Origin of the sequence: Xanthobacter sp. YC-JY1, assembly GCF_021730305.1 — a bacterium.
Classification (GTDB): domain Bacteria; phylum Pseudomonadota; class Alphaproteobacteria; order Rhizobiales; family Xanthobacteraceae; genus Xanthobacter; species Xanthobacter flavus.
Map to the genome: position 1 here is coordinate 1031647 of NZ_CP032674.1, position 24724 is coordinate 1056370.

25 protein-coding genes are annotated in these 24724 nt (G+C 68.0%); 19 read left to right on the forward strand and 6 right to left on the reverse strand.

Going from position 1 to position 24724, the window contains the following annotated elements; translation table 11 throughout:
• The first annotated feature begins 7 nt into the window (after positions 1–7).
• From D7006_RS04780 to D7006_RS04805, 6 genes are all read left to right on the forward strand, one after another.
• Positions 8–667, forward strand: a complete 660-nt coding sequence (locus D7006_RS04780) for a DUF2161 domain-containing phosphodiesterase (protein ID WP_237355745.1) — start codon at positions 8–10, stop codon at positions 665–667.
• A gap of 399 nt (positions 668–1066) precedes the next feature.
• The gene (locus D7006_RS04785; RefSeq protein ID WP_237355746.1) at positions 1067–1885 is read left to right on the forward strand and encodes an ABC transporter ATP-binding protein; all 819 of its coding nucleotides are present in this window, start codon (positions 1067–1069) and stop codon (positions 1883–1885) included.
• Positions 1878–2777 carry an ABC transporter permease gene (locus D7006_RS04790; RefSeq protein ID WP_169124505.1) on the forward strand — a complete coding sequence of 300 codons (900 nt, stop codon included), beginning with the start codon at positions 1878–1880 and terminating at the stop codon, positions 2775–2777. The genes D7006_RS04785 and D7006_RS04790 overlap by 8 nt, the downstream gene beginning before the upstream one ends.
• A 41-nt stretch (positions 2778–2818) precedes the next feature.
• Entirely contained in the window at positions 2819–3703 is an 885-nt protein-coding gene (locus tag D7006_RS04795) for an MBL fold metallo-hydrolase (RefSeq protein WP_169124506.1), read from the forward strand.
• A gap of 104 nt (positions 3704–3807) precedes the next feature.
• Positions 3808–4824 (forward strand): ABC transporter substrate-binding protein, encoded by a 1017-nt coding sequence (locus D7006_RS04800; protein WP_237355747.1) that lies wholly within the window; start codon positions 3808–3810, stop codon positions 4822–4824.
• 98 nt (positions 4825–4922) lie between these two features.
• A complete protein-coding gene (locus tag D7006_RS04805) occupies positions 4923–5756 on the forward strand; it encodes a GntR family transcriptional regulator (RefSeq protein ID WP_237355748.1) in 834 nt (277 codons plus the stop codon).
• A gap of 19 nt (positions 5757–5775) precedes the next feature.
• Here D7006_RS04805 and D7006_RS04810 read toward each other — a convergent pair whose 3' ends face one another.
• Positions 5776–6549: a siderophore-interacting protein gene (locus D7006_RS04810; RefSeq protein WP_237355749.1), complete on the reverse strand. Its 774-nt coding sequence runs from the start codon at positions 6547–6549 to the stop codon at positions 5776–5778.
• A 23-nt stretch (positions 6550–6572) separates the two neighbouring features.
• Complete coding sequence (locus tag D7006_RS04815) at positions 6573–8015, reverse strand: MFS transporter (protein WP_237355750.1); 1443 nt, start codon at positions 8013–8015, stop codon at positions 6573–6575.
• Between the two features lie 169 nt (positions 8016–8184).
• Between D7006_RS04815 and D7006_RS04820 the strand changes: the two genes are divergently transcribed.
• A complete protein-coding gene (locus tag D7006_RS04820) occupies positions 8185–9078 on the forward strand; it encodes a LysR family transcriptional regulator (RefSeq protein ID WP_237356853.1) in 894 nt (297 codons plus the stop codon).
• Positions 9079–9101: 23 nt separating this feature from the next.
• On the opposite strand, the gene D7006_RS04825 is transcribed toward D7006_RS04820, so the two are convergent.
• Positions 9102–10142 (reverse strand): LacI family DNA-binding transcriptional regulator, encoded by a 1041-nt coding sequence (locus D7006_RS04825; protein WP_237355751.1) that lies wholly within the window; start codon positions 10140–10142, stop codon positions 9102–9104.
• A 241-nt stretch (positions 10143–10383) separates the two neighbouring features.
• On the opposite strand from D7006_RS04825, the gene D7006_RS04830 reads away from it, so the two are divergent.
• From D7006_RS04830 to D7006_RS04870, 9 genes are all read left to right on the forward strand, one after another.
• On the forward strand, positions 10384–11169 hold the full coding sequence (locus tag D7006_RS04830; RefSeq protein ID WP_229643103.1) for an ABC transporter permease: 786 nt from the start codon (positions 10384–10386) through the stop codon (positions 11167–11169).
• Positions 11166–11948, forward strand: a complete 783-nt coding sequence (locus tag D7006_RS04835) for an ABC transporter permease (protein ID WP_024280497.1) — start codon at positions 11166–11168, stop codon at positions 11946–11948. The genes D7006_RS04830 and D7006_RS04835 overlap by 4 nt, the downstream gene beginning before the upstream one ends.
• Before the next feature lie 9 nt (positions 11949–11957).
• Positions 11958–12749, forward strand: a complete 792-nt coding sequence (locus tag D7006_RS04840) for an ABC transporter ATP-binding protein (protein WP_029555401.1) — start codon at positions 11958–11960, stop codon at positions 12747–12749.
• Positions 12750–12831: 82 nt separating this feature from the next.
• Complete coding sequence (locus tag D7006_RS04845) at positions 12832–13935, forward strand: ABC transporter substrate-binding protein (RefSeq protein ID WP_237355752.1); 1104 nt, start codon at positions 12832–12834, stop codon at positions 13933–13935.
• 47 nt (positions 13936–13982) lie between these two features.
• Positions 13983–15296 (forward strand): histidinol dehydrogenase, encoded by a 1314-nt coding sequence (gene hisD, locus D7006_RS04850; RefSeq protein ID WP_237355753.1) that lies wholly within the window; start codon positions 13983–13985, stop codon positions 15294–15296.
• 3 nt (positions 15297–15299) lie between these two features.
• A complete protein-coding gene (locus D7006_RS04855) occupies positions 15300–16061 on the forward strand; it encodes an SDR family NAD(P)-dependent oxidoreductase (protein WP_237355754.1) in 762 nt (253 codons plus the stop codon).
• Positions 16062–16087: 26 nt separating this feature from the next.
• A complete protein-coding gene (locus tag D7006_RS04860) occupies positions 16088–17083 on the forward strand; it encodes an alcohol dehydrogenase catalytic domain-containing protein (RefSeq protein WP_237355755.1) in 996 nt (331 codons plus the stop codon).
• A 240-nt stretch (positions 17084–17323) separates the two neighbouring features.
• Positions 17324–17611 (forward strand): UxaA family hydrolase, encoded by a 288-nt coding sequence (locus tag D7006_RS04865; RefSeq protein WP_169124518.1) that lies wholly within the window; start codon positions 17324–17326, stop codon positions 17609–17611.
• An 8-nt stretch (positions 17612–17619) separates the two neighbouring features.
• Positions 17620–18900 carry a UxaA family hydrolase gene (locus tag D7006_RS04870; RefSeq protein WP_229646781.1) on the forward strand — a complete coding sequence of 427 codons (1281 nt, stop codon included), beginning with the start codon at positions 17620–17622 and terminating at the stop codon, positions 18898–18900.
• 89 nt (positions 18901–18989) lie between these two features.
• Here D7006_RS04870 and D7006_RS04875 read toward each other — a convergent pair whose 3' ends face one another.
• Both D7006_RS04875 and D7006_RS04880 read right to left on the reverse strand, forming a co-directional pair.
• Entirely contained in the window at positions 18990–19994 is a 1005-nt protein-coding gene (locus tag D7006_RS04875) for an Ldh family oxidoreductase (protein ID WP_237355756.1), read from the reverse strand.
• Positions 19991–20926 (reverse strand): hydroxyacid dehydrogenase, encoded by a 936-nt coding sequence (locus tag D7006_RS04880; RefSeq protein WP_237355757.1) that lies wholly within the window; start codon positions 20924–20926, stop codon positions 19991–19993. The genes D7006_RS04875 and D7006_RS04880 overlap by 4 nt, the downstream gene beginning before the upstream one ends.
• 198 nt (positions 20927–21124) lie before the next feature.
• Here D7006_RS04880 and D7006_RS04885 point away from each other — a divergent pair, with 198 nt between their 5' ends.
• From D7006_RS04885 to D7006_RS04895, 3 genes are all read left to right on the forward strand, one after another.
• Positions 21125–21922 (forward strand): GntR family transcriptional regulator, encoded by a 798-nt coding sequence (locus tag D7006_RS04885; protein ID WP_237355758.1) that lies wholly within the window; start codon positions 21125–21127, stop codon positions 21920–21922.
• Positions 21923–22277: 355 nt separating this feature from the next.
• Positions 22278–23048 (forward strand): ABC transporter ATP-binding protein, encoded by a 771-nt coding sequence (locus tag D7006_RS04890; RefSeq protein ID WP_237355759.1) that lies wholly within the window; start codon positions 22278–22280, stop codon positions 23046–23048.
• Positions 23041–23934, forward strand: a complete 894-nt coding sequence (locus D7006_RS04895; protein ID WP_371745039.1) for an ABC transporter permease — start codon at positions 23041–23043, stop codon at positions 23932–23934. The genes D7006_RS04890 and D7006_RS04895 overlap by 8 nt, the downstream gene beginning before the upstream one ends.
• A gap of 33 nt (positions 23935–23967) precedes the next feature.
• On the opposite strand, the gene D7006_RS04900 is transcribed toward D7006_RS04895, so the two are convergent.
• Complete coding sequence (locus tag D7006_RS04900; protein WP_237355760.1) at positions 23968–24720, reverse strand: GntR family transcriptional regulator; 753 nt, start codon at positions 24718–24720, stop codon at positions 23968–23970.
• Between the last annotated feature and the right edge of the window lie 4 nt (positions 24721–24724).

Sequence of the window (24724 nt, forward strand, 5' to 3'; positions counted from 1 at the left end):
GCGCGCTGTGGAAACGTCCCTTTATGAGCCCGTGAAGCGCTTCCTCGAGCAGCTCGGCTACACCGTGAAAGGCGAGGTGAGGAATTGCGACATCGTCGCTCTCCGGGACGATGATCCGGCGGTGGTGGTGATCGGCGAACTGAAGCTGGCGTTCAATCTTGAACTCATTCTTCAGGGCGTCGACCGGGCGACCATGGGCGACGAGATCTGGCTGGCGGCGCGCCTGTCCGCCAACGGCAAGGGGCGGGAAAGCGACCCGCGCTACCGCAATCTGTGCCGCCGCCTCGGCTTCGGCTTGCTGGGCGTTTCGGCAACCGGGCGCGTCGATGTCCTTGTTTCGCCGGTGGCGCCGATGCCGCGGAAGGATCCCCGCCGCCGCTCGCGGCTGATGGAGGAGCACAGGCGCCGCCAGGGCGATCCCGTTGCGGGTGGAGGCACGCGCAAGCCGATCATGACCGCGTATCGGCAGCAGGCCCTGGCCTGCGCTGCCGCGATGACAGCCGCGCCGCAGCGTCCGCGCGACCTGAAGCACATCTGCCCCGATGCCCAGAAAATTCTCCACCGCAATGTCTATGGGTGGTTCCAGCGTGCGGAGCGCGGCGTCTATGTGCTGACCGAGCTGGGGCGGAGCGCATTGGCCTCGTGGCAGCCTGACATCACCCCCTGAACGCGAAATAGGCAGTGGTGTGCGGCGTCAGCCATTCGGCGATCATTGAGCGTCTGCCGCCTTCAACGCGAAGTCTCGCGACATCGGCGCCTTGATCGGCCGTAGCCCTGCCTGCGGCCGACCGCGACGTCGCGCGTCCCGCCGCGCCTCCTGCCGCGAATGCGGCCTTGCCGACTGTCCGCCGTGCGTCCCCCGGTCGGCTTCTTGCAACGCTTCGGATGAACGGCGCCCCCGCGTGCCCCGCGGCGGTCGGCAACGCCCCAATGCGCTCCCTGTCGGTTGACAGTAAACTATATAGCATTTATGTTTCACTACATCTCATAAATGCAATTCGCCGCGCCGGCGTCCCGTTCGGACTCTGTCGAAGGCGAAGCCAGAGCCGGAACAATGAGGGGGCCGATGAACGCTGCCACCATGCATCCGAAAGACCAGACCTATCCGCCTTCGTATGCGAGCCCGTTGCTGGAGGTGTCCGGGGTCACGCTCCAGTACAAGACCCGCGATCTGCTCGTCACGGCCACCCGCGACGTGAGCTTCGAAGTCTATCCGGCCGACCGCTTCGTGCTGCTCGGCCCTTCCGGCTGCGGCAAGTCCACCCTGCTGAAGGGCGTCGCCGGCTTCCTGAAACCGGTGGCGGGCTTCATGCGGCTGAACGGCCAGATGATCGACGGCGCCGGCCCCGACCGCATGATGGTGTTCCAGGACTTCGACCAGCTGATGCCGTGGAAGACCGTGCTGGAGAACGTGATGTTCCCCATCCTGGTGAGCCGCCGCTTTCCCCGCGCCGAAGCCCGCGCGCGGGCTATGGCCAGCATCACGAAGGTCAAGCTCGGCAAGTTCGCGGATGCTTATCCGCACATGCTGTCCGGCGGCATGAAGCAGCGCGTGGCCATCGCCCGTGCCATGGCCATGGAGCCCGCCATCCTCTTGATGGACGAGCCCTTCGCCGCCCTCGACGCCCTGACCCGCCGCCAGATGCAGGACGAACTGCTGCAGCTGTGGGACGACACCCGCTTCACCGTCCTCTTCGTCACCCACTCCATCGAAGAGGCGATCGTGGTCGGCTCCCGCATCCTCGTGCTCTCGCCCCATCCCGGCCAGGTGAAGGCGGAGCTGAACGCCCACCAATACGGGCACGACCACCAGGGCGGGAGCGATTTCATGGCCCTGTCCCAGAAGATCAACACCATGCTTTTCGCCGAGGGGCACCATGGCTGAAATCACCCCCTTGCCGGTCGCCCGGCTGTCTCCGCCGATCCGGCCGGAATTCGAGCGGACCACGCCCCCCGTGAGCGATGCGGCCGAGATCGAGCGTCCGCTCTCGCTCTGGGAGCACCTCGCCAACATGGAGGGGGTGCGGCGCGGCGCCATCGTCGTGGCGCTGATGGTGGCCTGGCAGGTCTATGCCGTCTGGCTGTCCAACCCGCTGATGTTCCCCACGCTGACCGATACCCTGAGCGCCTTGTGGGATGGCCTCGTCCACGGCGTCCTGCTCCAGCGCATCGGCGCGACGCTCCAGGTGCTGATGACGGGCTATGCCATCGGCATCGCCCTTGCGGCCATGCTGACGACCTTCGCCGTCTCCTCGCGGCTGGGCGCCGACCTTCTGGCGACCCTCACAGCCATGTTCAATCCGCTGCCCGCCATCGCCCTCCTGCCGCTGGCGCTGCTGTGGTTCGGGCTCGGCGTTCCCAGCCTCGTCTTCGTCATCGTGCATTCGGTGCTCTGGGCGGTCGCCCTCAACACGCTGACGGGCTTTCTGGGTGTCTCCGAAACCCAGAGGCTGGCCGGCCAGAACTATGGCCTGCGCGGCGTACGCTACGTGGCGCTGATCCTGATCCCGGCCGCCTTCCCCTCGATCCTTTCGGGATTGAAGATCGGCTGGGCCTTCGCCTGGCGCACCTTGATCGCGGCGGAGCTGGTGTTCGGCGTGTCCTCGCGCTCGGGCGGGCTCGGCTGGTTCCTGTTCGAGAAACGCAACCAGCTGGAGACCGATCAGGTCTTCGCCGGGCTCACCTGCGTCATCATCATCGGCCTGCTGGTGGAAGGACTGATCTTTCGCACCATCGAGGCCCGCACCATCCGTCGCTGGGGCATGAGCCGCGGCTGACCTCACCCTGCACTTACACCTCCAAGAAAAGAGCAGTCCCCATGCGTATTCGCCTTCTCGGCACAGGCACGCCCACGCCTTCCCTGCGCCGCATGTCCTCCGGCTATGTGATCGAGACCGGAAACGACGTGATCGTCATGGACCACGGCTTCGGCGCCCATCATCGCCTGCTCGAGCTGGGCATCCCCGCGACCCGGGTGACCCACCTCTTCTTCTCCCATCTGCACTATGACCATTGCGGCGACTATGGCCGCCTGCTGCTGACGCGCTGGGACCAGGGCGCCGACCGCATTCCCGAGCTGAAGGTGTTCGGGCCGGCGCCCATCGCCGATATCACCGAGCGCCTGTTCGGGCTGGACGGCGTGTACAATGCGGATCTGGTGGCGCGCACCTCCCACGGTTCGAGCCTCGATCTGTTCAAGGCCCGCGGCGGCACGCTGCCCCGGCCGCGCCCCGTCCCGGAGGTCACCACCCTGTCGCCCGGCGACGTCATCAAGGGCGATGGTTGGACGCTGGAGACGGACCAGGTGAACCACTTCCAGCCCTTCCTCGTGACCCTCGGCTTCCGCCTGACGACGCCCGAAGGCGTCTTCGTCTATTCCGGCGACAGCGGGCCGGCGGAAAGCATGCATGTGCTGGCGCGGGATTGCGACGTGCTGGTGCACATGTGTCATTACCTCTCCGGCACCAATTACAGCCCTGATTTCTCGCACAGCTGCATGGGGCACATGGAGCTTGCGGAGCTGGCGCGCGACGCCCGGGTGAAGAACCTCGTTCTCACCCACATCACCGAGCAGTTCGACCGGCCGGGCCTCAGGGAGCGGGTGGTCGCCGACATCTCCCGCGTCTATGGCGGCAACATCTTCTTCGGCGAAGATCTCATGGAAATCCCGCTCAAGGGACCGCAGAACGACCGCCTGCTCTGAGGCGCTCAAAATGGAAACGCGACGCCTGCGGGCGTCGCGTTTCATCGATCGCAAAACGAGACGCCGAACTGGCGCGGAATCTTCCAGACCATGAGGGGATCCAGATGAAACATCTTGCCCGGCTGGCCGCATTGGCCGTCGCTCTTGCCGCCACCATCGCCCCGCCTCTTGTGAGGCCCGCTGCCGCGGCCGAGGTGCGTGTCGTGAGCGGCCTCGGCCTGTGCTACCTGCCCATGATCGTCGCGGCGGAAAACAAGCTGATCGAAAAGCATGCGGCGGCCCTGGGCGTGCCCGATGCCAAGGTCGTCTACACGCAGCTGACCAGCGGCCCGGCCATCACCGATGCGCTGATCTCCGGCAATGCCGACGTCGCCATGGCCGGCACGTCGGTGATGCTCAATCTGTGGGACAAGACGGTGAAGTTCGCCCCCGTGAAGGGGATGATGGCGATCTGCGATTCCCCGATCTATTTCAACACCATCGATCCCGCGATCACGTCCATCAAGGACTTCAAGCCCACCGACCGGATCGCCATGGCCGCCGGTAAGGGAACGCAGCATGCGCTGATCCTGGAGATGGCCACCGCCCAGGCCTTCGGCTTCGACCAGCGCAACAAGTTCGACACGCTGGCCATCACCATGTCCCATCCCGACGGGGTCGCCGCGCTGCTCTCGGGCGGGGCCGTCGCCAGGACGCACGTGACGACGGTGCCCTTCATCCAGATGGAGCTCGCCAATCCGAACGTGCGCACCATCCTCAGCTCCTATGACGTCACCGGCGGCGCCAACACGCTGATTACCGCCTATGCCAATGACAAGTGGCGGGCGGCCAATCCCAAGCTCTACGCCGCCACCTATGCGGCGCTGACCGAGGCGATGGGCCTCATCGCCGCCGACAAGACCGCGGCGGCGCAGGCGTTCAAGCGGTTCGACAAGTCGAAGCTGTCGGAAGCCGAGATCGTGGCGATCCTCAATGATCCGAACATGATGAGCTTTTCGCCGACGCCCCGGAAGGTGATGGTCTTCGCTGAATACATGCACAAGACCGGCCTGCTGAAGAATATGCCGACCTCCTGGAAGGACGTATTCTTCAGCAACGTCCATGATCTGCCCGGCGATTGACCCCTCGTGGCGGGCACCGGACACGCCAAGTGCCGGCGCCTTGCCTCCTTGGGGGAATGTCAGTACCACCGCCCTCTCACCTGCGTTCGGAATCTCCCATGACAAAGCCTCGGGTTCCGCGTGCGACGCACGACAAGGCAGATGCCGTGACCAAGGCTCCGGCGTCTCAGGCGGGCCACGACTTCTGGCGCCGCTTTGCGCCGAAGGACCCCGGCCAGTCCCCCAAATACCTCCAGCTGCGGGATGCGGTGCTGGCGGGAATTCGCGAGGGATACTGGAGCCTTGGCGACCGCCTACCGCCGGAGAAGGATCTGGCGCTCGCCACCGGGCTCAGTCTCGGCACGGTGCAGAAGGCCTATCGCGAACTGGTGCAGGATGGGGCGGTGGACCGCAAGCAGGGGCGGGCCGGCAGCTTCGTCAATCGCGAGCCGCGCCAGGTGGACACGGTCTGGCACTTCCTGTTCAGCGACGAGCGGCGCGAGAACTTCTTCCCCGTCTTCCCCCAGGTGGACCGCATTCACCGGCACAGGAACCGCGGTTCCTGGAGCATGCACATGCAATGGGTGGAAGACGAGGTGGTCGAGATCGACCGCATCGTTGATATCGGCCACGAATTCCTCGTCTACAGCCAGTTCATCATCGATGCGCGGGTCTACGACCAGGTGCGCAAGGACAAGCAGACTGCCCTTGAAGGCGTCAATCTGCGCCGTGAGCTGAACCTGACGGTCCAGCGCATGACGTATGACATCCGCATCGAGCCGCTGCCGCGCGACATCTGCTCGAAGATCGGAGTGGAAGCCAAGACCATCGGCATGGTGGTGGAAATCTTCAGCTCGGCGAGCCCGGCGAATTACGGCTCGTTCCAGCGCATCTTCGTGCCGCGCACCCAGTTCTTCATGCGCATCGACAGCCAGGCGCCCCGGTCCGCGTGACACGCGCCAGTCTCGCCCCTCACTGATCTCCCTCGCTGTCCTTGAAGTCGGTCTCGCCCTTCTTCCAGTATCCGGACATGACGAGCCGACTGGGCGGGAAGGCGCGGTCGAGCCGGAAGTGGCGGCGCACATTTCGCGCGACCGAGGCTTCGGCGGCGAACCACACCGCGCCCGAGTCCTGCGGCACCTCCGCCCGCGTGATGGTGTCGGCGAGGGTTGAGAACGGGCCGGCATCGTCGTTGCCGCGCGGAAGCCAGGTGATCTCCACATCGGCCTTCGAGTGGATGATCTGCGCATCGGCGCCCTCGGGAATTTCCACGAAGGCATCGACGGAAAGCCCGGCCGGCAGGGTTTCGAGGATGGCGCCGATGGCGGGAAGCGCCGTCTCGTCGCCACCGATCAGCAGATGCGAGACGTCCGGATCCAGCCGGAAGCCGCCGCGCGGGCCGGCGATCTGGACCACATCGCCGGGCGCCGCGTTCTGCGCCCAGGTGGAGCAGGGGCCGTCCCCGTGCAGGACGAAATCGATGTCCATCTCGCACAGCGTCTCGCGGAAATGGCGGATGGTGTAGGCGCGCCCGTTGGGCTTCCCGCCGTCGGCCGTCGGCACGAAGACCTTGACCCATTGGGCCGGGCGGCGGACGGGAAAGTCCATCAGCGCCGTCGAGGCGAGGGTGATGCGCCGCATATGCGGGCTCACCTCGGTGACCTTGCGGACCTCGGCGATCCTCAGGCGGCGTTCGGGCGGCACCGGGCGTTCGGCGCCCGTGAGGGGGGTGTTGTTCTGTTTCATCGGAAGGGTCCTTGGCCGCCGGGTCAGGCGCGACGCCGGCGCAGCGTGGTGAGGGAGAGGAGGAAGGCAGCAGCCGCCATGGACGCCGCGATGCGGAAGGCGAAGCGCATGGCCTCCGTCACGAGGTCCGGGGTGGCGGTGGCCGTATCGCCGGCAACGCTGGCGAAGAGCGCGCCCATGAGGGAGGCGCCGGTGATGAGGCCGAGATTGCGGGCCAGGGCCAGCAGGCCGGAAACGAGGCCGCGCTGTTCGGGGCGCGCATCGGTCATGACGGCGGTGTTGTTCGGCGTCTGGAAGAAGGCGAGGCCGACGCTGATGAACAGGATGGCGACGATGTAGATGGCGACACCGCCGTCGCGCGACACCCAGGACATGGCGAACGCCCCGACGGTGAACAGCGCCAGCCCTATTACCATGGCAAGCCGTGCGCCGATGCGATCGGCAAGGGTGCCGGCCGGCACGCCCATGATGGCTGCGGCGAGGGGGCCGACCGTCATCACCAGCCCGACCATGCGGGTGTCGAGGCCGAGGGCCTTCGAGAGGAAGAACGGCCCCAGCACCAGGGTCGCCATCATCACCGCATAGACCAGCACGCTCATGACCATGCTGGTGGAGAGCAGCACGTTGCCGAACATGGAAAGCTTCAGCAGCGGGGCGCGCGCCTTCACCTGCACCGCGAGGAACAGGGCAAGACCGACGAGCGCGCCGAGCCCGAGCTGCAGCACGAGCGGTGCATCGAAGCCCTGCTTGCCGGCGAAGGTCATGGCCAGCGCGTAGGCGCCGAGCGTCAAAGCGAGGAGGATCGTGCCCAGCCAGTCGAACCGCGCCGCGGGGACGGGATGCTTCGGCGCATCCACGGCATTGGGCAGATAGCGCGAGACCAGAAGGAAGGCCAGAAGCCCGAACGGCAGGTTGACCCAGAACACCGCCTGCCAGCCGAAGGCGGCCAGCGCCAGCGAGCCGAGCGAGGGCCCAAGCGCGATGCCGAAGGACACCATGGTGGAGAGCACGCCCATGGCGAAGCCGGTGCGCTCCTTGGGAAACACCTCGCCAACGAAGGCGAAGGAGAGCGCCATCAGGATGGCGCCGCCAAGCCCCTGGCCGGCGCGACCGGCGATCAGCAGCGGCAGGCTGGTGGAGAGGGCGCACAGCACCGAGGCAGCCATGAAGACGGCGAGCCCCCACAGATAGAGCCGCTTCTTGCCGAGCTGGTCACCGAAACGGCCCACGCCGACGATGAGGGCGGTGACGACGAGCAGATAGCTCACCACCACCCATTGGACGGCCGCGAAGTCCACACCGAGGCTTTTGACCAAGGTGGGCAGGGCGACGTTGATGATGTTGGTGCCGAGCTGCGACAGCAGGATGGCAAGGGAAAGCCCGGTCAGCACCATGCCGGAATGGATGGGCCGGTGCGCGGCCGCGGCGTGCGGCTGGGCGGTGGGGGAAGAGGTTTGTCGTGTCATGTGGGGTCCTGTCGAAAGCAGCGCGCAGGCGCGTTGAACTGGTCTTTCGATAGGGGCGGGCCTTGTTTGCATACAGTGCAATGTCGCTATTATATGATTGCATCAGATGCACTGATGCGGAGGCGCTCCCTTGCCTGCCAAACCGACGCGACGCCAAGTGTCGCGCCATATGCCGCCGCTCGACATGAACCTGCTGGTGACGCTCGACGCGCTCCTCTCGGAAGGCAGCGTCGTGGGGGCGGCCCAGCGGTTGAACCTTTCCGCGCCGGCTATGAGCCGCCAGCTCGCGCGCATCCGTCACCTCCTGGGCGATCCGGTGCTGGTTCGCGCGGGGCGGGGGCTCGTGCCGACCCCGCGTGCCGAGGCCCTGCGCGAACGGCTGCGCGGCCTCGTGGCCGAGGCCGAGGCGCTGGTGCGCGGCGACGAGATCGATCTGCTGCGGTTGGAGCGCACCTTCGTCATCCGCGCCAATGACGGGTTTGTCGGCACCTTCGGTGCGGCGCTGGCGTCATTGGCCGCGCAGGAGGCGCCCTTGGTCCGGCTACGCTTCGCCCATCAGGACCAGGAGGATGTGGAGGCCCTGCGCGAGGGGCGGATCGACGCCGATGTGGGCGTCATCGGCGCCATGGGGCCGGAGATCCGCTTGCAGGCGCTGTTCCACGATCGTTTCGTCGGGGTCGTGCGCCCCGGCCATCCGCTCGCCGGGGAGGTGACGCCGGAGCGGTTCGCGGCCTTTCCCCATGTCTCCGTCTCGCGCCGGGGGCGTTTCTCGGGGCCCATCGACTTGGCGCTGGCGGCGCTGGGACTGAAGCGCTTCGTGGCCATCGCGGTGGCGAACTTCAACGATGCGCTGGCCATCGTGCGCACCTCGGACCATGTCGCCGCGGTGCCGGCCCGGCTGACGGAGCCGGCGCGTGCCGGCCTCCACAGCTTCGACCTGCCGGTGAAGACCGATGCGCTCGCCGTGTCCCTTGCCTGGCATCCCCGCTTCGATGCCGATCCCGCGCACCGATGGCTGCGCGCGGCGCTGCGGGCGGCGTGTTCGTTCCGCGCCCCGGGATGACGCAGGCGGAGTGCCGGCCGCCCCTATGACGGCTCCCGGGCGAGAGCCGGAATTCCGGCCGGCGCCGTGGCCGAACGGCGGATCACCAGCTCGATGGGCAGCTCCACGCGCTGCGGCTGCGCTTCGCCGCGGAGGCGAGCCAGCAGATGGCGCGCCACCGTGCGTCCGAGCTCGGTGGTGGGCAGATGAACCGTGGTCAAAGGCGGGGCGAGGTGGGCGGCGATTTCCAGATTGTCGATGCCCACGACCGACAGCGCGCCGGGCACGGCGATGCCGCTCGCCTGGGCCTCGAACAATGCACCCGCCGCGAGAAGATCGTTGCCGCAGACCACGGCCGTCGGCGGCGTCGCCCGCGCCATCAGCTCGGCCAGCCCCGCTCGGCCGCCGGCGAGGGTAAAGGGGGCCTCCACCACGCAGGACGAGGGCAGCTCGATCCCGCGCGCGGCGAGGGCGGCACGGACCCCGGCGACGCGGGAGCGGGCGCGGTCGTTGGCGTGGGTGAAGCCGGAGATCATCCCGAACCGGCGGTGGCCGAGATCGAGCAGGTGATCGGCGATGAGCCACCCCGCCTTCTCGTTGTCGAAGCCGATGGCGGGCAAACGCGCGTCGAACGACCAGGACAGCACCACCGGAACGGACGCCGTGGTGAGCAGCGCCCATGTCTCCTCCAGATGGTCCGCGCCCACCACCATCAGCGCATCGACGCCGCGCGCCAGCATCGCCCGCACCGCTGCCGCCTCCTGCGCCGGGGCATAATCGTGGGCGGCGACGAGGAGCTGATAGCCGTTGCCCGCAAGCTCGGTCTGCATGGCCTGGATGGCGCGGGCGAAGATGGCGTGATCGAGGGTGGGCACCACCGCGCCGATGGTCAGCGTCTTGCCCGAGGCGAGGGCGCGGGCCGCGCCGCCCGGCACATAGTTTAGCCGCGCGATGGCGTCGCTCACGCGCGCCAGGGTTTCCTCCTGCACCAGGTCCGGGCGCGAGAGGGCGCGCGAGACCGTGGCCGTGGAGACCCCGGCCATCTGAGCCACATCCTGAAGCGTCGCCCGCGCCTTGCGATTCATGCTCGTCATCATGCCAGCAGGCGGCCGGAATGAACAGGGATGAATGCGCTTGCAGCCTTGTGCCAGCAAGGTAATTACCGCAGTGCAGCAGTGAAAATAGAGATCTCCGGCGGATGGCCGCTTGACACTCGGAGGCTCGATGATAGCTTTCATGTAAGCGCTTGCATTAACCGCCGACGAAGCGGAGACGCAGCGTGCCGATGCTCCCGCAGATGGAGCACGCAATGACGGGAGGAGACGAATGCCGCTCGGGCGCAGGTCCGCCATCGGCGTGACGACGCTCGGCTTGCTGGTGCTCGCGTGGTTCATGGCCACCGGCGCCAACGGGCTGATCTCACCGGGACGTTTCCCGACGCCGGCCGATACGTGGACCGCCGGCCTCCAGGCCATGGTGCGGGGCTACGGCGACGCGACGCTTGTGGTGCATGTGCTGCAATCGCTGAAGCTGGTGGCGCTGGGCTTCGTGGTGTCGGTGGCGGTGGGGGTGCCCCTCGGCCTGCTGATGGGCACCAGCGCGACGGCCGAGGCGGTGCTGAACCCGGTGTTCATGCTGCTGCGTCCCATTCCGCCGCTGGCCTGGATCCCGCTCGCCATCCTGTGGTTCGGGCTCGGGGACACGGCCAAGATCATGGTCATCTTCTTCGCCGCCTTCGTCCCTTCGGTCATCAACACCCAGGCCGGCGTGCGCACCATCGAGCGCCCCCTCATCGAGGCGGCGCGCATGCTCGGCACGCCACACGGCCGCTTCATACGCGAGGTGGTGGTGCCCGGCGCGGCGCCGATGATCTTCACCGGCCTGCGCCTGTCCCTGCAGGCGAGCTGGACCACCCTGGTGGCAGCCGAACTCGTGGGCGCCCTCGCTGGGCTCGGGCACCTGCTCAACCTCGCGCAGCAGGACCTTTATCCCGGCATGATCCTCGTGGGCATGATCTGCGTCGCCATCTTCGGCGCGCTCACCACCGCTCTGCTGGGGCTTGTCGAGCGCCGCACCCTGACCTGGGTCCGCATCAAGGGAGACACGGCATGACCGGCGCGCTGGACCCTGCCCGGCGCATGGTGCTGGGCCTCGCCGGTCTCGTCGGCTTCTTCGGCCTGTGGGCGCTGGTCGCGGCGAGCGGGCTTGTGGGCAAGGCCTTCCTTCCCGGCCCGCTGGAGGTGGCCGAGCGGCTGGTGACGTTGCTCCATACCTCGTTCGCGGGGGGCACGCTGCCGCAGCATCTCGCCTCCAGCCTCCAGCGCTTTTCCGCCGGCTACCTGCTGGCGGCGGCGGTGGGCGTGCCGCTGGGCCTGCTCATGGGGCGCTTCCGGCTGCTCGACGACATCGTCTCGCCGCTGTTCGACGCCCTGCGCTTCATCGCGCCCATCGCGTGGGTGCCGTTCGCCGCCTTGTGGTTCGGCACCGGCTTCGGCGGCCCCGTCCTCATCATCTTCTCCGGCGCCTTTCCGCCCTGCCTGCTCAACGCCTATCGCGGCGCCCGCCAGGTGGAGCCGCGCTACATCGAGGCGGCCGAGATGCTGGGCACGCCGACCCATCGCCTGATCCTGGAAGTGCTGCTGCCGGCCGCCACCCCCTCCATCGTGGCTGGCCTCAGGATCGGCGCCGGTCTCGGCTGGCAGTCGCTGGTGGGGGCCGAGCTGATCGTAGCCTCCACCGGCGTCGGCTACATGATGGTGCAGGCCCAGAGCGGCGTCGCCACCGCAACGGTGATGGTCGGCATGGCGGCCATCGGCCTCGTCGGCGTCCTCATCGACATCGCCCTTCGTGCCCTCGAGGCGCGCATCCACAACCGCCTCGAGCGAGCCTGAGAGGACAAGATGAGCTCCATCCGCTTCGATGCCGTGAGCAAGAGTTTCGGCGCCGGCCAGGTGAAGGCGCTGGACGACGTGGACCTTGCCATCGCCGACAAGGAATTCCTTGCCATCGTCGGCCCCTCCGGCTGCGGCAAGACCACCTGCCTGAGGCTCGCCGCGGGCTTCGAGTTTCCCACCTCCGGCCGCGTGCTGGTGGGCAATGCCGAGGTGCGCGAGCCGGGGCCGGACCGGGCGGTGGTGTTCCAGCAGTTCGCCCTCTTTCCGTGGAAGACGGTGGTCGAGAATATCGAGCTGGGCCTGCGCAACCGGAACATGCCGCGCGAGGAGCGGCGCATCCGCGTCATGGAGGCGGTCGAGCTGATTGGCCTCAATGGCTATGAGGGCGCCTATCCGCACCAGCTCTCGGGCGGGATGCAGCAGCGCGTGGCCATCGCCCGCGCCTATGTGCTCGATCCCCAGGTGCTGCTGATGGACGAGCCCTTCGGCGCCCTCGACGCCCAGACCCGCGTGGTGATGCAGGAAGAGCTGGTGCGCCTCGCCCGGCGCAATCCGCGCACGGTGCTGTTCATCACCCATGGCGTGGAAGAGGCGGTCTATCTCGCCGATCGCGTGGCGATCATGACCCGCCGCCCCGGCCGCCTGAAGGAGATCGTGGACGTGAAGTCGATCCGCGAGGCGGAGGGCTGGGAGCGCTACAGCCGCATCGAGGACGTGATGGACCTCGAATCCTTCGTCCACCTGCGCACCCACATCTGGCGATCGCTCCGCGAGGAAAAGACCGGCGCCGCGCACTGACGGCGTCGAAAAAGGGAGCAGGGCGCCCCGGCGCGCGCTCCAGAACAGGCCGGACCACCGGCAGCACCAGGGAGAGACACGCATGACCAAGGTCAAGGACACGCCGTTCAAACGCCCCGCGCGCAGGCACGCCTTCCTCGCGGCGGCGCTCGCCGCTTTCTCGGCCACCCTGGTCGCGCCGGCCGCACCGGCACGGGCCGAGGGGCTGACCAAGATCAGCATCTCCTACCAGCCCTCGCTCTACTGGGCGCTGCCCTTCTACATCGCCGCCGAGAAGGGCTGGTGGAAGGAGGTGGGGCTCGACGCGACCTTCGTCACCTTCCCCGCGGGCGCGCCGCAGGTGGCGGCGGCGCAGGCGGGATCATGGGACGTGGGCGGCACCGGATCGGTTCCGGCGGTGCTGGGCGCCGCGCGCTTCGGCCTCGTCACGGTGGGCATCACCAACGACGAATCCAAGACCAACGCGCTGATGACCCGCGCCGACAAGGTCGCCGCGCTGCAGAAGGATCCGTCTGCCCTGAAGGGTCAGAAGCTGCTGCTCACCACCAATTCCACGGCGGACTATGCGGCGCGCAACTGCCTCGCCAAATGGGGGCTGAAATCCTCCGACATGCAGTTCGTCAATCTCGGCCAGGCGCAGATCATCTCCGCCGCCATGGCCAACAATTCCGACGTCGTCGGGGTGTGGGCGCCCTACACCTACACGCTGGAGGAAAAGGCCGGCGCCAAGGTGCTGTGCTCGGGTGCGGATGCCGGCGCCATCGTGCCCGGCGCGCTGGTGGTGCGTCCCGCCTTCGCCAAGGAGCACCCGGACCTCGTGGCCAAGGTGGCGGCCGTGTATCTGCGCGCCTGGGGCTGGGCCAAGGCGCATCCGAAGGAGGCGCACGCCATGACCAAGGCCTTCTATGCCGTCGGCGGCGTCGAGGCCTCGGATTCCGCCATCGACCAGGAATTCGCCCTGCGGCCCACCTTCGCGCTCACCGAACAGCTCCGCCTCATGGATCGCGCCAAGGGACCGTCCGCCCTCGACGGCTGGCTCGGCCGGATCGGCGCCTTCATGGCGGAAGTCGGCACCATTCCCGCAGCGCCGGAGGCGAAGTCCTACGTGGACGACAGCTTCATGCGGATGGTCGCCGCCGACCCGAAGCTCAAGGCCTTCGCCACCGAATTCGACACGACCAACTAGAGCCCGGACGGCAGGACGTCTCCTCCCCGGCGCCATGGAGCATTGAAATGGCCATCGAATACCTGAAGCGCGCGAGCAAGACCCCCGAGACCGAGACGGGAACGGCCCGCGAGGTCGTCACCGCCATGCTGGGCGAGATCGAGCGCCGGGGCGAGGAGGCGGTCCGCGACTATGCCCTGAAGCTGGACAAGTGGGACGGCCCCATCCTCGTCACCCGCGAGGAGATGGAGCGCCGCGCCCGCGAGGTGCCGGATCAGGTGCGCCGCGACATCGCCTTCGCCGCCGATCAGGTACGCCGCTTCGCCGATGCCCAGCGCGAGAGCGTGAAGGACTTCTCGGTGGAGCTTCTGCCCGGCCTCACCGCGGGGCAGAAGCTGGTGCCCTGCAATGTCGCCGGCTGCTACGTGCCGACCGGGCGCTACGCCCACATCGCGTCCGCCTACATGTCCGTCGCCACGGCGAAGGCGGCGGGCGTCGGCACCGTGGTCGCCTGCTCCACGCCCTACCGGGGCGGCGGCATCCATCCTTATGTGCTGTATGCCATGATGGTGGCCGGCGCGGATGTGGTGATGACGCTCGGCGGGGTGCAGGCCATCGCCGCCATGGCCTACGGCCTGTTCACCGGCAAGCCGGCGGACATCATCGTTGGCCCCGGCAACAAGTTCGTCGCCGAGGCCAAGCGCATGCTGTTCGGCAAGGTGGGTATCGACGTGTTCGCCGGCCCCTCCGAGGTGGCGGTGATCGCCGACGAGACCGCCGATCCCCTGATGGTGGCGGTGGATCTCGTGGGCCAGGCCGAGCACGGCCACGAGAGCCCCGCATGGCTCTTCACCTCGTCCCGCGCGCTGGCGGATGAGGTGATGCGCGCCGTGCCCGGCCTCATCGCCGATTTGCCGCCCACCGCGCGCGATGCGGCGGCCGCCGCCTGGCGCGATTATGGCGAGGTGATCGTCTGCGACACCCGCGAGGAACTGGTGGAGGTGTCCGACCGCTACGCCTCCGAGCATCTGGAGGTCCATGCCGCCGACCTCGGCTGGTGGCGCGAGGCCCTGACGAATTACGGCTCGCTCTTCCTCGGCGAGGAGACCACGGTGGCGTTTGGCGACAAGACATCCGGCCCCAACCACATCCTGCCCACCAAGTTCGCGGCCCGCTATTCGGCCGGGCTGTCGGTGCACAAATTTCTCAAGCCGCTCACCTGGCAACAGATGAGCCGGGACGCCTGCAAGACCATCGCCCAGGTCACGGCCCGCATCTCGCGGCTGGAAGGCATGGAGGCGCACGCGCGCACCGGGGATTACCGTCTCGCCAAATACTTCCCCGGGCACAATTTCGACATGGGCGTGCCGGTGGACGCCTGAGCCATGTTCAATCTGTCTTCCCTGTTCGGCCTTTCCGGCCGCACCGCTTTGGTGACGGGCGGAAGCTCCGGCATCGGCCTCGCCATCGCCGCGGGGCTGGGGCAGGCGGGGGCTAGCGTTGTCCTCGCCGCCCGCCGCGCGGCGGAGCTGGACGCCGCCTGCGCCGATCTCGCCCGCAACGGCATCGCCGCCCGCGCCATCGTCGCCGACCTTGCGGCTGATGACGGGGCCGAGCTTCTGGCCGAAGCGGCCGGCGATGGCATCGACATCCTCGTCAATGCCGCCGGAATGAACCTGCGCCAGCCGTTCGGCGCGGTGACGCGGGAGGCCTTCGACCTGCACATGGCCGTGCATGTGCGCGCGCCGTTCATGCTGGTGCAGAAGCTCGCGCCGGCCATGGCGGGGCGGGGGTGGGGGCGCGTGCTCAATATCGCCTCGCTGCAATCCTTCCGCGCCTTTCCCAATTCCGCGCCCTATGGCGCGGCGAAGGGCGCCGTCGCCCAGCTCACGCGGGCCATGGCGGAGGAATGGTCTCGCCATGGTATTACCGCCAACGCCATCGCCCCGGGCTTCTTCCCCACCGCGCTCACGCAGGCGGTGTTCGAGGACGAGGCGCGCGCCGCCCACAATGCGGCTCAGACCGCCATCGGCCGCAACGGGCGGCTGGAGGATCTGGTGGGCCCCGCCGTGTTCCTCGCCTCCGACGCCGGGGCCTATGTCACCGGTCAGGTGCTGGCGGTGGACGGCGGGTTCACCGCCAAGTAGCGCGCCGCAAGATGAAAGCCCCATAAATGAAAGCCCTGGTCTATACCGGCCCCCACCGGCTGGAATTCCGCAGCGAGCCCGAGCCCCTGCCGGCCAATGACGAAGTGCTTGTGCGGGTCGAGGCGGTCGGCATCTGCGGATCCGACATGCACGCCTATCACGGCCATGACGCGCGGCGTCCGGCGCCGCTTGTGCTGGGGCACGAGGCTGCGGGGCGCGTCGCCTCCGGGCCACGGGCGGGACAGCGCGTCACCGTCAATCCGCTGGTCACCTGCGGCACCTGCCCGGCCTGCGAGGCGGGGCGCGCGCATCTGTGTCCCGACCGGCAGATCCTCTCCATGCCGCCGCGCCCCGGTGCGTTCGCCGAGCTGGTGCGGGTGCCAGAGCGCAATCTGGTGCCCATCCCCGACGACTTCCCCATCGCCCATTCCGCGCTCGCCGAGCCGGTGGCGGTGAGCTACCACGCGGTGAACCAGGGGGCGCGCCTTCTGGGCTTACCCCTTCCCGCCGCCCGCTGCCTCGTGCTCGGGGGCGGGGCCATCGGGCTTGCGGCGGCTTTGGTGCTGGCCATGCAGGGCGCGGCGGAGATCTTCGTCGCCGAGCCCAATGCGGCCCGGCGGGACACGGTGGAGCGCGCCGGCCCGTTCCGCAGCTACGCGCCGGGGGAAAGTGGGGAGCCGAAGGACGGCAGCATCGATCTCGTTGTTGATGCGGTGGGCGCAGTTGCGACCCGCGCCGCGGCCTGCCGGCTTGTGCGGCCGGGGGGCGTCATCGTCCATGCCGGACTTCTGCCCGGCACGGAAGGGCTCGATATCCGCCGCATCACGCTTCAGGAGATCATCGTCTCCGGCACCTATTGCTACACCCCCGCCGACTTCCGGGCGACGGTGGACGCGCTCGCCTCGGGGCGCCTCGGCGGGCTCGGCTGGATCGAGGAGCGCGGATTCGCGGAGGCCATTTCCGCCTTCGCCGACATCGATGCCGGCCGCACCGGCGCGGCGAAGATCGTCCTGCGGCTCTGATCGACTGCGCGCCCCGGCCAGTCCGGGGCGCTTTCCTCATCCCTCGATCCTGTCCCCGCCTGCTGCTCCGGCGCAGGCGCCCGCTCCGCGCGGCCAGACGCGCCTTTCATTCGAAAAACCAGAAAGAACGCCGGCGCCCGACGGGCCGCTTGACAGGGTTTTGTTCGAAGTTTTATGTACTATATCTTATATAAGACTTGGCCGACACGAGCCGGCCAAGACGGCAACGAGGAGGCAAGCGTGAGTGCGCCGCAACTGTTGGTTCACGAGAAGAAGGACACCGTGGGTGTCGTCGTGGTGGAGGGCCTGAAGGCCGGCACCGACATGCTGTGCGTGGTGACGCACGACAATTCGGCGTTCCACCTCACCTCCAAGATGGACGTGCCCATCGGCCACAAGGTCGCCCTCGCGGACATCAAGGCCGGGGACACCATCTGGAAGTACGGCCAGGACATCGGCATCGCCAAGGCCGACATCGCCAAGGGCGAGCACGTCCACGTCCACAATGCCAAGACCAAGCGCTGGTGAGGGAAGAAATGTCCAACATCGCCATGTTCCACGCCCAGACCGCGCCCAACCCCTTCCGCGGCGGCGCGCCCGACCAGCTCATCACCAAGGCGACCCCCACGGCGCTCGCCTCGGCCGACTATGCCAACGCCACCGTCCGCGGCTGGCGCCGCGAGAATGGCCGGGTGGGCGTGCGCAACCACGTCGTCATCCTGCCCCTCGACGACCTCTCCAACGCCGCCTGCGAGGCCGTGGCCGCCCATGTGAAGGGCACCATGGCGCTGCCCCACGCCTATGGCCGTCTGCAGTTCGGCGAGGATCTGGAAATCCACTTCCGCACCCTCATCGGCATCGGCTCCAATCCGAACGTCGCCGCGGTGGTGGTGATCGGCATCGAGGACCAGTGGACCAACCGGGTGGTCGAGGGCATCGCCAAGACCGGCAAGCCGGTGGTGGGCTTCGGCATCGAGCTGAACGGCGACATCGCCACCGTGGCCAAGGCCTCCTACGAGGCCAAGCGCTTCGTGCAGTGGGCCAACGAGCTGCCGCAGGAGGACTGCCCCCTCTCCGACCTGTGGATCTCCACCAAATGTGGTGAGAGCGACACCACCACGGGCCTATCCTCCTGCCCCACCGTGGGCAACATGTATGACAAGCTGATCCCGCACGGCATCTACGGCGTGTTCGGCGAGACCTCGGAAATCACCGGTGCCGAGCACCTGTGCAAGGAGCGCGCGGCCACCCCGGAAGTGGCCGAGAAGTGGTTCAAGATGTGGAAGTCGTACCAGGACGACGTGATCGAGGCTCACAAGACCGACGATCTCTCGGACAGCCAGCCCACCAAGGGCAACATCGCCGGCGGCCTCACCACCATCGAGGAGAAGGCGCTGGGCAATCTGGAGAAGATCGGCCGCGAGTGCCGCTACATCGACGCCCTCGAGCCCGCCGAGGCTCCGGCCAAGGGCCCCGGCCTCTATTACATGGACACCTCCTCCGCGGCGGCCGAATGCGTGACGCTGATGGCGGCGGCGGGCTACGTGATCCACACCTTCCCCACCGGGCAGGGCAACGTGATCGGCAACCCCATCGTCCCGGTCATCAAGATCTCGGGCAACCCGCGCACCATCCGCACCATGGGCGAGCATATCGACGTGGACGTGTCGGGCGTGCTGCGGCGGGAGATGACCATTCCGGAGGCCGGCGACGCGCTCATCGACATGATCGTGCGCACCGCCAACGGGCGCCTCACGGCGGCCGAATCCCTCGGCCACCGCGAGTTCGTGATGACCAAGCTCTACCGCAGCGCGTGAGGGCAGGGCGGCCGGGAGCGGCCGCCTTCTCCCCGCACGAAAAAGGGCCGCCGGCAGGATATGCTGGCGGCCCTTTTCTGTTTCCCGTCTCAGGCGGCGGAGCGGCGCTGGAGGTCTTCCAGCAGGTCGGCGGGGATGGTGATGCCCTCGGCCTCGCTCACGGCCCGCGCCTTCAGCCGCCGCTCGCCGGGCAGGCGCGTGCCCTCCTGCCCCAGGATGGCGCCGAGCAGCAGCTCCAGCCGCACGAGATAGTCCGGCCCGCCCAGCCGCACCGGGTCCATCACCAGGAACAGGTGACCGATGGCGGGGGAGGGGCCTTCGGCAGTGAAGAAGGACGCCGCCTCGAAGCCGAACTGGCCGCCGGTCAGCGCCGCGGCGAGGATCTCCACCATCAGCACCAGCGCCGCCCCCTTGGCATCGCCGATGGGCAGCATGGTGCCGGCCAAAGCGGCCTTGGGATCGGTGGTGGGGGTGCCCTGCGCATCCAGCGCCCAGTCGCCGGGAATGGGATTGCCGCGCTGGGCGGCGACCATGATCTTGCCGCGCGCCACCTTGCTCAGGGAGGCGTCGATGACGAGGGGCGCGGCATCCTTGCGCGGGGTGGCAAACGCGATGGGATTGGTGCCGAACACTCCGGCCTGCCCGCCCCACGGCGCGATGGCCTGCGGCGAGTTGGAGAAGGCGAGGGCGGCCAGCCCCCGCTCCGCCATCTGCTCCACATGATGACCCATGACGCCCGCATGGTGCGAGGCGAAGACGGAAACCGCGACAATGCCGCTCTCGGCGACGCGGCCTGCGGCGGCATCGAGGCCGGCGGCGATGGCGGGAAAGGCGAGGCCCTCGCGCGCATCCACCCGCAGAGTGGAGACGGAGGTCCATTCGAGCGCCGGCTCCGCCTGTCCCTTCACCTTGCCGGAGCGGATCTGGTCCGCATAGGCCGGCAGGCGGGAGAGGCCGTGGCTGGCGATGCCGTCCGCGTCCGCCGCAACCAAAGCCTCGGCGGTCGCATCCGCCGCCGTGCGGCCGGCGCCGGCCGCGATCAGCACGGAGCGGGCGAGGGCGCGTGCCGCGTGGAGGGAAAGTTGCTCGCTCATGCCGCCTTCTCCTGAAGCACCTGCGCCACCGCGACGGCCACCGCCTCGCTGACACGCACGTTGGATTCCACGGTGACGCCCGCAATGTGCGGGGTGAGGATGAGGTTCGGCACCCCCTCGAGCGGGCCGCCGCCGGGCAGAGGCTCCGTCTCGAACACGTCCAGCATGGCGCCGGCAAGCCGGCCCGCCTTCAGCGCCTCGGCCAAAGCCGCCTCGTCCACCACGCCGCCGCGCGCGGCGTTGATGAGCACCGCATCCGGCCGCATGCAAGCGAGGGCGTCGGCGCCGATGAGCCCGCGCGTTTTGGCCGTCAGCGGCACATGGAGGCTCACCGCGTCGGCGTTCCGCAGCACCGCGTCGAGCGAGGCCGGGCGCGCGCCGTTGGCGGCGAAGGCGGGATTGCCGGCGTCGAGAAAAGGATCGTGGGCGATCACCTCCATGCCCAGCGCCACGGCGCGCCGCGCCGTCTCCCGCGCGATGGCGCCGAAGCCGACGAGGCCGAGGATGCGGCCGGACGTTTCCCGCCCCATGAGGCGCGTGCGCGGCCAGCCGCCGCCCGCCACCTCTGCGGAGGCGTGGTAGGCGCCGCGCAGCAGCATCATCACACCGCAGATGACATATTCGGCCACCGCCAGGTCGTTGGCGCCGGTGGCCGGGCGCACGGCGATGCCGCGGGCGCGGCAGGCCTCCACGTCGATATTGTCGAGGCCGACCCCGAGCCGCCCCACCACTTCCAGCCCGGGCGCCGCCGCGAGCAGCGCGCCGCGCACCTGCGTCCGGTTGCGGACGATGAGGGCGCGCGCGTCCTTGAGGAGGCCGTGGAGGGCATCGGGCTGGTCCACCAGCGCCGGATCATAATGGACCTCGTGACGGTCGCGCAGCGCGGCGAGCGCCGCCTCGTCCATGAACTCGGTGACGACGATGTCGGGCATGGGCGTTTCCGGTTGTCGTTTTCGGATATTGTCGTTCTGGGCGCGGAACGAGGGCATTGCATGCGCTTCTATTCCGTTATCATATATAAGATATGAGACTGACGGGCGTTGCAAGCTCTACGGGGGGAGATGCAAGCCGGGCCAGCCGCACCTATAAGCGTCGGAGAAAGACGCGCCGGACCAGGGGGCGAGAGGATCGTGAGCAAGCCAAACATCGCCGCCGGGGCCGAGCCCCGCAGGGCGCAGGAGAGAAGCCCGGCCGGCGCCGCCCATCGCGGCGAGGGCGAAGGACTCGAATCCAAGCCGCTCTACCGGCAGGTCCGCGAAACCCTGATCCGCCGCATGGTGGACGGCGTGTGGGCCCCGGGAGAGCCTCTGCCCAGTGAGATCCAGCTCGCCGCTGAACTCGGTGTCAGCCAGGGCACGGTGCGCAAGGCGCTGGACGAGATGGCGGCCGAGAACATCGTGGTGCGCCGGCAGGGCCGGGGCACCTTCGTCGCGCGCCACGACGAGGAGCGCATCCTGTTCCAGTTCTTCAAGCTGGTGGGGGATGACGGCGAGCGCCACTTTCCTGAAAGCCGGGTGCTAGGCATCGAGCGGGCGAAGGGAAGCGCCGCCGAATGCGCCGCCCTCGCCTTACCGCGCAACGGGCGCGTCCTGCGCATCCGCCGCCTGCGCACGTTCGATGGCGCGCCGCTCATCATCGAAAGCCTGATCTTGCCCGACCAGATGTTCCCGGGCCTCGCCGACGCGCCCGTGCCGAACAATCTCTATGGCCTCTACGCGCAGCGCTACGGCATCACCGTGGCGCGGGCGCGGGAGCAGCTGAAGGCCGTCGGCGCGGATGCCGACACTGCGGCCATGCTGCATGTGGAGCCCGGCGCGCCGGTGCTGCTCATCGACCGCCTCGCCTATTCGCTCGACGGCACGCCGGTGGAGTGGCGCGTCAGCTTCTGCCTCACGGCCGGTTTCCACTATCTCTCCGACCTGACCTGATTTCTCCTAAGCCGTTGAGAAAAGTTCATCTTTCGGCGCGAAGCGGCCGCCGAAGTGGTGCGAAAAAACTTATGTCTTATATATGATAGTAGATGACCTTTACAGGCCTACCAGCCTTGTCTATCGTCATCACACCTGAGGCGGCGCGACAGGAGTCCGCAGCCCGCAGGAAAAGCCGAAGAACGGCGGGGCGGATGCGCCATTTCGCGCGCCCCGACCGCGGGATCCCAACAGACACGACAAGGCCTGCCGCCCCGCCAAGGGTGGTCCGGCACCATGAAGACCGGGAGCAGAAACGACGCCTCGCCAGAACGGCCAATAAAGGTCGCGGCGACAGGTCCCAAGGGAGGGATGCATGGGTTCGCAGAAACCTCTTCTGGAGGTGAGTGGCGTAACGCTGCAGTACAAGACGCCGAATCTACTCGTCACCGCCACCTACCGGGTGGATTTCAACGTTCTCGAGGGCGACCGCTTCATCCTGCTGGGACCGTCCGGCTGCGGGAAATCCACCCTGCAGAAGGCCGTCGGCGGCTACATCACGCCCACCGAGGGCGAGATGCGCCTCAAGGGGCAGGTGATCCGCGCCCCCGGGCCGGACCGCATGATGGTGTTCCAGGAATTCGACCAGCTCCTGCCCTGGAAGACCGTGCGCCAGAACGTGGCCTTCGCCCTCACCGCCGCCCGCAAGCTCAAGGGCAGGGAGGCGGACGAGCGGGCCATGCACTACATCGAGAAGGTCAACCTCACCAAGTTCGCGGACACCTATCCGCACATGCTCTCCGGCGGCATGAAGCAGCGCGTGGCCATCGCCCGCGGCATGGCCATGGAGCCCGACATCCTCTTGATGGACGAGCCCTTCGCCGCCCTCGATGCGCTGACGCGCCGGAAGATGCAGGACGAGCTTCTGCAATTGTGGGCGGACACCCGCTTCACCGTGCTGTTTGTCACCCATTCCATCGCCGAGGCCATCAAGATCGGCAACCGCATCCTCCTGCTCTCGCCCCATCCGGGCCGGGTGAAGGCCGAGCTCAACAGCACCACCGATCCCAAGGACGCCGCGCTCCTCGAGCAGCGCATCCAGCACATGCTGTTCGCCGACGAGGCGAAGGAGATCATCGATGCCTGAGATCGCCACCCTGAAGGTCATTCCCGCCACCGAGGCGCGTCCGGAAATCTTTCGCGAGGACACGCCCGCCGACGCCATGACGGTGGTGGAAAAGCCGCTTTCCACCTGGGAGCTGCTCTACAACTGGAGCTTTTTCCGCAAGCTCATCATCCTCGCCGCGCTGGCATTGGCGTGGGAGATCTACGGGCGCGTCCTCAACAACGATTTGCTCTTTCCCACCTTCAGCGCCACCGTCTCCGCCTTCTTCACCAACGTGATGAACGGCGTGCTGCCGGAGCGCGCGTGGGGGTCGCTGCGGGTGCTGCTGATGGGATACGCCATCGGCATCACGCTGGCGGCGGTGCTGACGGCACTCGCCATCGCCTCGCGCATCGGCACGGACTTCCTGGAGACCATGACCTCCATGTTCAATCCGCTGCCGGCCATCGCACTGCTGCCGCTGGCGCTGATCTGGTTCGGGCTCGGCACCGCCAGCCTGGTCTTCGTGCTGGTGCACTCGGTGACATGGGCCATCGCCCTCAACACCCACTCGGGCTTTCTCTCGGTGAGCCGGACGCTGAAGATGGTGGGCCGGAACTACGGGCTGAGGGGGCCGCGCTTCATCGCCACCATCCTCATCCCGGCGGCGTTTCCCTCCATCCTCACCGGGCTGAAGATCGGCTGGGCGTTTGCGTGGCGCACGCTGATCGCGGCGGAGCTGGTCTTCGGCGTGTCGTCCGGCTCCGGCGGCCTCGGCTGGTTCATCTTCGAGAACAAGAACATGCTGGACATCTCCAACGTGTTCGCCGGCCTCCTGACGGTGATCCTCATCGGCCTCGTGGTGGAAAACCTGATCTTCCAGACCATCGAGCGCCACACCATCCAGCGATGGGGCATGCAGGCCTGAGCGGCGCCGGGAGGCGCGAAGCTTGGACCGCCCTCACTCGAGGGCGGTCTTGTATTTGAGGTGGGCGGTGAAGCTCTCGCGATATTCCACGCGCCGTCCATCGAGCGCGTAGGCGACGCGTCGCACCTCCAGAACCGGGGCGCCCATCGCGATGCCCAGGTGCTGCGCCATGAGGGCGTCCGCCATCGCCAGGCCCACCTCGTCCATGGTGCGCATGATGGTGACGCCGCAGCGCTCCTGATAGAAGACGTACACCTCCTCCACGATATCCTCGCCGGTCTCCAGCCCCAGCGCGGCGAAGGTCTGCGCCGGCAGCGCCAGGCGTTCGTAGACCAGCGGCTGGTCCTTCTCACTGCGGATGCGGGTGAGCGCCAGCACCTTGCCATTGGGATCGAGATCGAGCTGCCGGCGCTCTTCGGCACTCGCCGCGCGAACGGTCTGGGTGAGGAGATGCGCCACCGGATCGAGCGGACGCCCATCCCCGTGCACGAAGCGCAGGAAGCGGAAGCGCGACTTGGCGCTGGAGTGGGGCACCACCCGCGTGCCGCGTCCGTGCTGACGCTCCAGAAGCCCGTGGATCACCAGTTCCTCGGTGGCCTTGCGGATGGTGCCGATGGACACGCCCAGCTCGCCGCAGAGCTGCTGCTCGCTCGGCAAATAGCCGCCGGGCTTCCAGACGCCATCGATGATGCGCTTCAGCAGCAGGTCGCGTGTCTGCTGGTAAAGCGGCCGTGCCTCGATGGCCGTGGCGCGGGCGTTTGTGGGGGCGATAGATTCCGATGTCATATAT

What these genes read in the sequence shown, in the direction of transcription:
- D7006_RS04785 (WP_237355746.1), top strand. Translation starts at nt 1,067, where the DNA reads ATGAACGCTGCCACCATGCATCCGAAAGACCAGACCTATCCGCCTTCG.
- D7006_RS04790 (WP_169124505.1), top strand. Translation starts at nt 1,878, where the DNA reads ATGGCTGAAATCACCCCCTTGCCGGTCGCCCGGCTGTCTCCGCCGATC.
- D7006_RS04795 (WP_169124506.1), top strand. Translation starts at nt 2,819, where the DNA reads ATGCGTATTCGCCTTCTCGGCACAGGCACGCCCACGCCTTCCCTGCGC.
- D7006_RS04800 (WP_237355747.1), top strand. Translation starts at nt 3,808, where the DNA reads ATGAAACATCTTGCCCGGCTGGCCGCATTGGCCGTCGCTCTTGCCGCC.
- D7006_RS04805 (WP_237355748.1), top strand. Translation starts at nt 4,923, where the DNA reads ATGACAAAGCCTCGGGTTCCGCGTGCGACGCACGACAAGGCAGATGCC.
- D7006_RS04810 (WP_237355749.1), bottom strand. Translation starts at nt 6,549, where the DNA reads ATGAAACAGAACAACACCCCCCTCACGGGCGCCGAACGCCCGGTGCCG.
- D7006_RS04815 (WP_237355750.1), bottom strand. Translation starts at nt 8,015, where the DNA reads ATGACACGACAAACCTCTTCCCCCACCGCCCAGCCGCACGCCGCGGCC.
- D7006_RS04820 (WP_237356853.1), top strand. Translation starts at nt 8,185, where the DNA reads ATGCCGCCGCTCGACATGAACCTGCTGGTGACGCTCGACGCGCTCCTC.
- D7006_RS04825 (WP_237355751.1), bottom strand. Translation starts at nt 10,142, where the DNA reads ATGAATCGCAAGGCGCGGGCGACGCTTCAGGATGTGGCTCAGATGGCC.
- D7006_RS04830 (WP_229643103.1), top strand. Translation starts at nt 10,384, where the DNA reads ATGCCGCTCGGGCGCAGGTCCGCCATCGGCGTGACGACGCTCGGCTTG.
- D7006_RS04835 (WP_024280497.1), top strand. Translation starts at nt 11,166, where the DNA reads ATGACCGGCGCGCTGGACCCTGCCCGGCGCATGGTGCTGGGCCTCGCC.
- D7006_RS04840 (WP_029555401.1), top strand. Translation starts at nt 11,958, where the DNA reads ATGAGCTCCATCCGCTTCGATGCCGTGAGCAAGAGTTTCGGCGCCGGC.
- D7006_RS04845 (WP_237355752.1), top strand. Translation starts at nt 12,832, where the DNA reads ATGACCAAGGTCAAGGACACGCCGTTCAAACGCCCCGCGCGCAGGCAC.
- hisD (WP_237355753.1), top strand. Translation starts at nt 13,983, where the DNA reads ATGGCCATCGAATACCTGAAGCGCGCGAGCAAGACCCCCGAGACCGAG.
- D7006_RS04855 (WP_237355754.1), top strand. Translation starts at nt 15,300, where the DNA reads ATGTTCAATCTGTCTTCCCTGTTCGGCCTTTCCGGCCGCACCGCTTTG.
- D7006_RS04860 (WP_237355755.1), top strand. Translation starts at nt 16,088, where the DNA reads ATGAAAGCCCTGGTCTATACCGGCCCCCACCGGCTGGAATTCCGCAGC.
- D7006_RS04870 (WP_229646781.1), top strand. Translation starts at nt 17,620, where the DNA reads ATGTCCAACATCGCCATGTTCCACGCCCAGACCGCGCCCAACCCCTTC.
- D7006_RS04875 (WP_237355756.1), bottom strand. Translation starts at nt 19,994, where the DNA reads ATGAGCGAGCAACTTTCCCTCCACGCGGCACGCGCCCTCGCCCGCTCC.
- D7006_RS04880 (WP_237355757.1), bottom strand. Translation starts at nt 20,926, where the DNA reads ATGCCCGACATCGTCGTCACCGAGTTCATGGACGAGGCGGCGCTCGCC.
- D7006_RS04890 (WP_237355759.1), top strand. Translation starts at nt 22,278, where the DNA reads ATGGGTTCGCAGAAACCTCTTCTGGAGGTGAGTGGCGTAACGCTGCAG.
- D7006_RS04895 (WP_371745039.1), top strand. Translation starts at nt 23,041, where the DNA reads ATGCCTGAGATCGCCACCCTGAAGGTCATTCCCGCCACCGAGGCGCGT.
- D7006_RS04900 (WP_237355760.1), bottom strand. Translation starts at nt 24,720, where the DNA reads ATGACATCGGAATCTATCGCCCCCACAAACGCCCGCGCCACGGCCATC.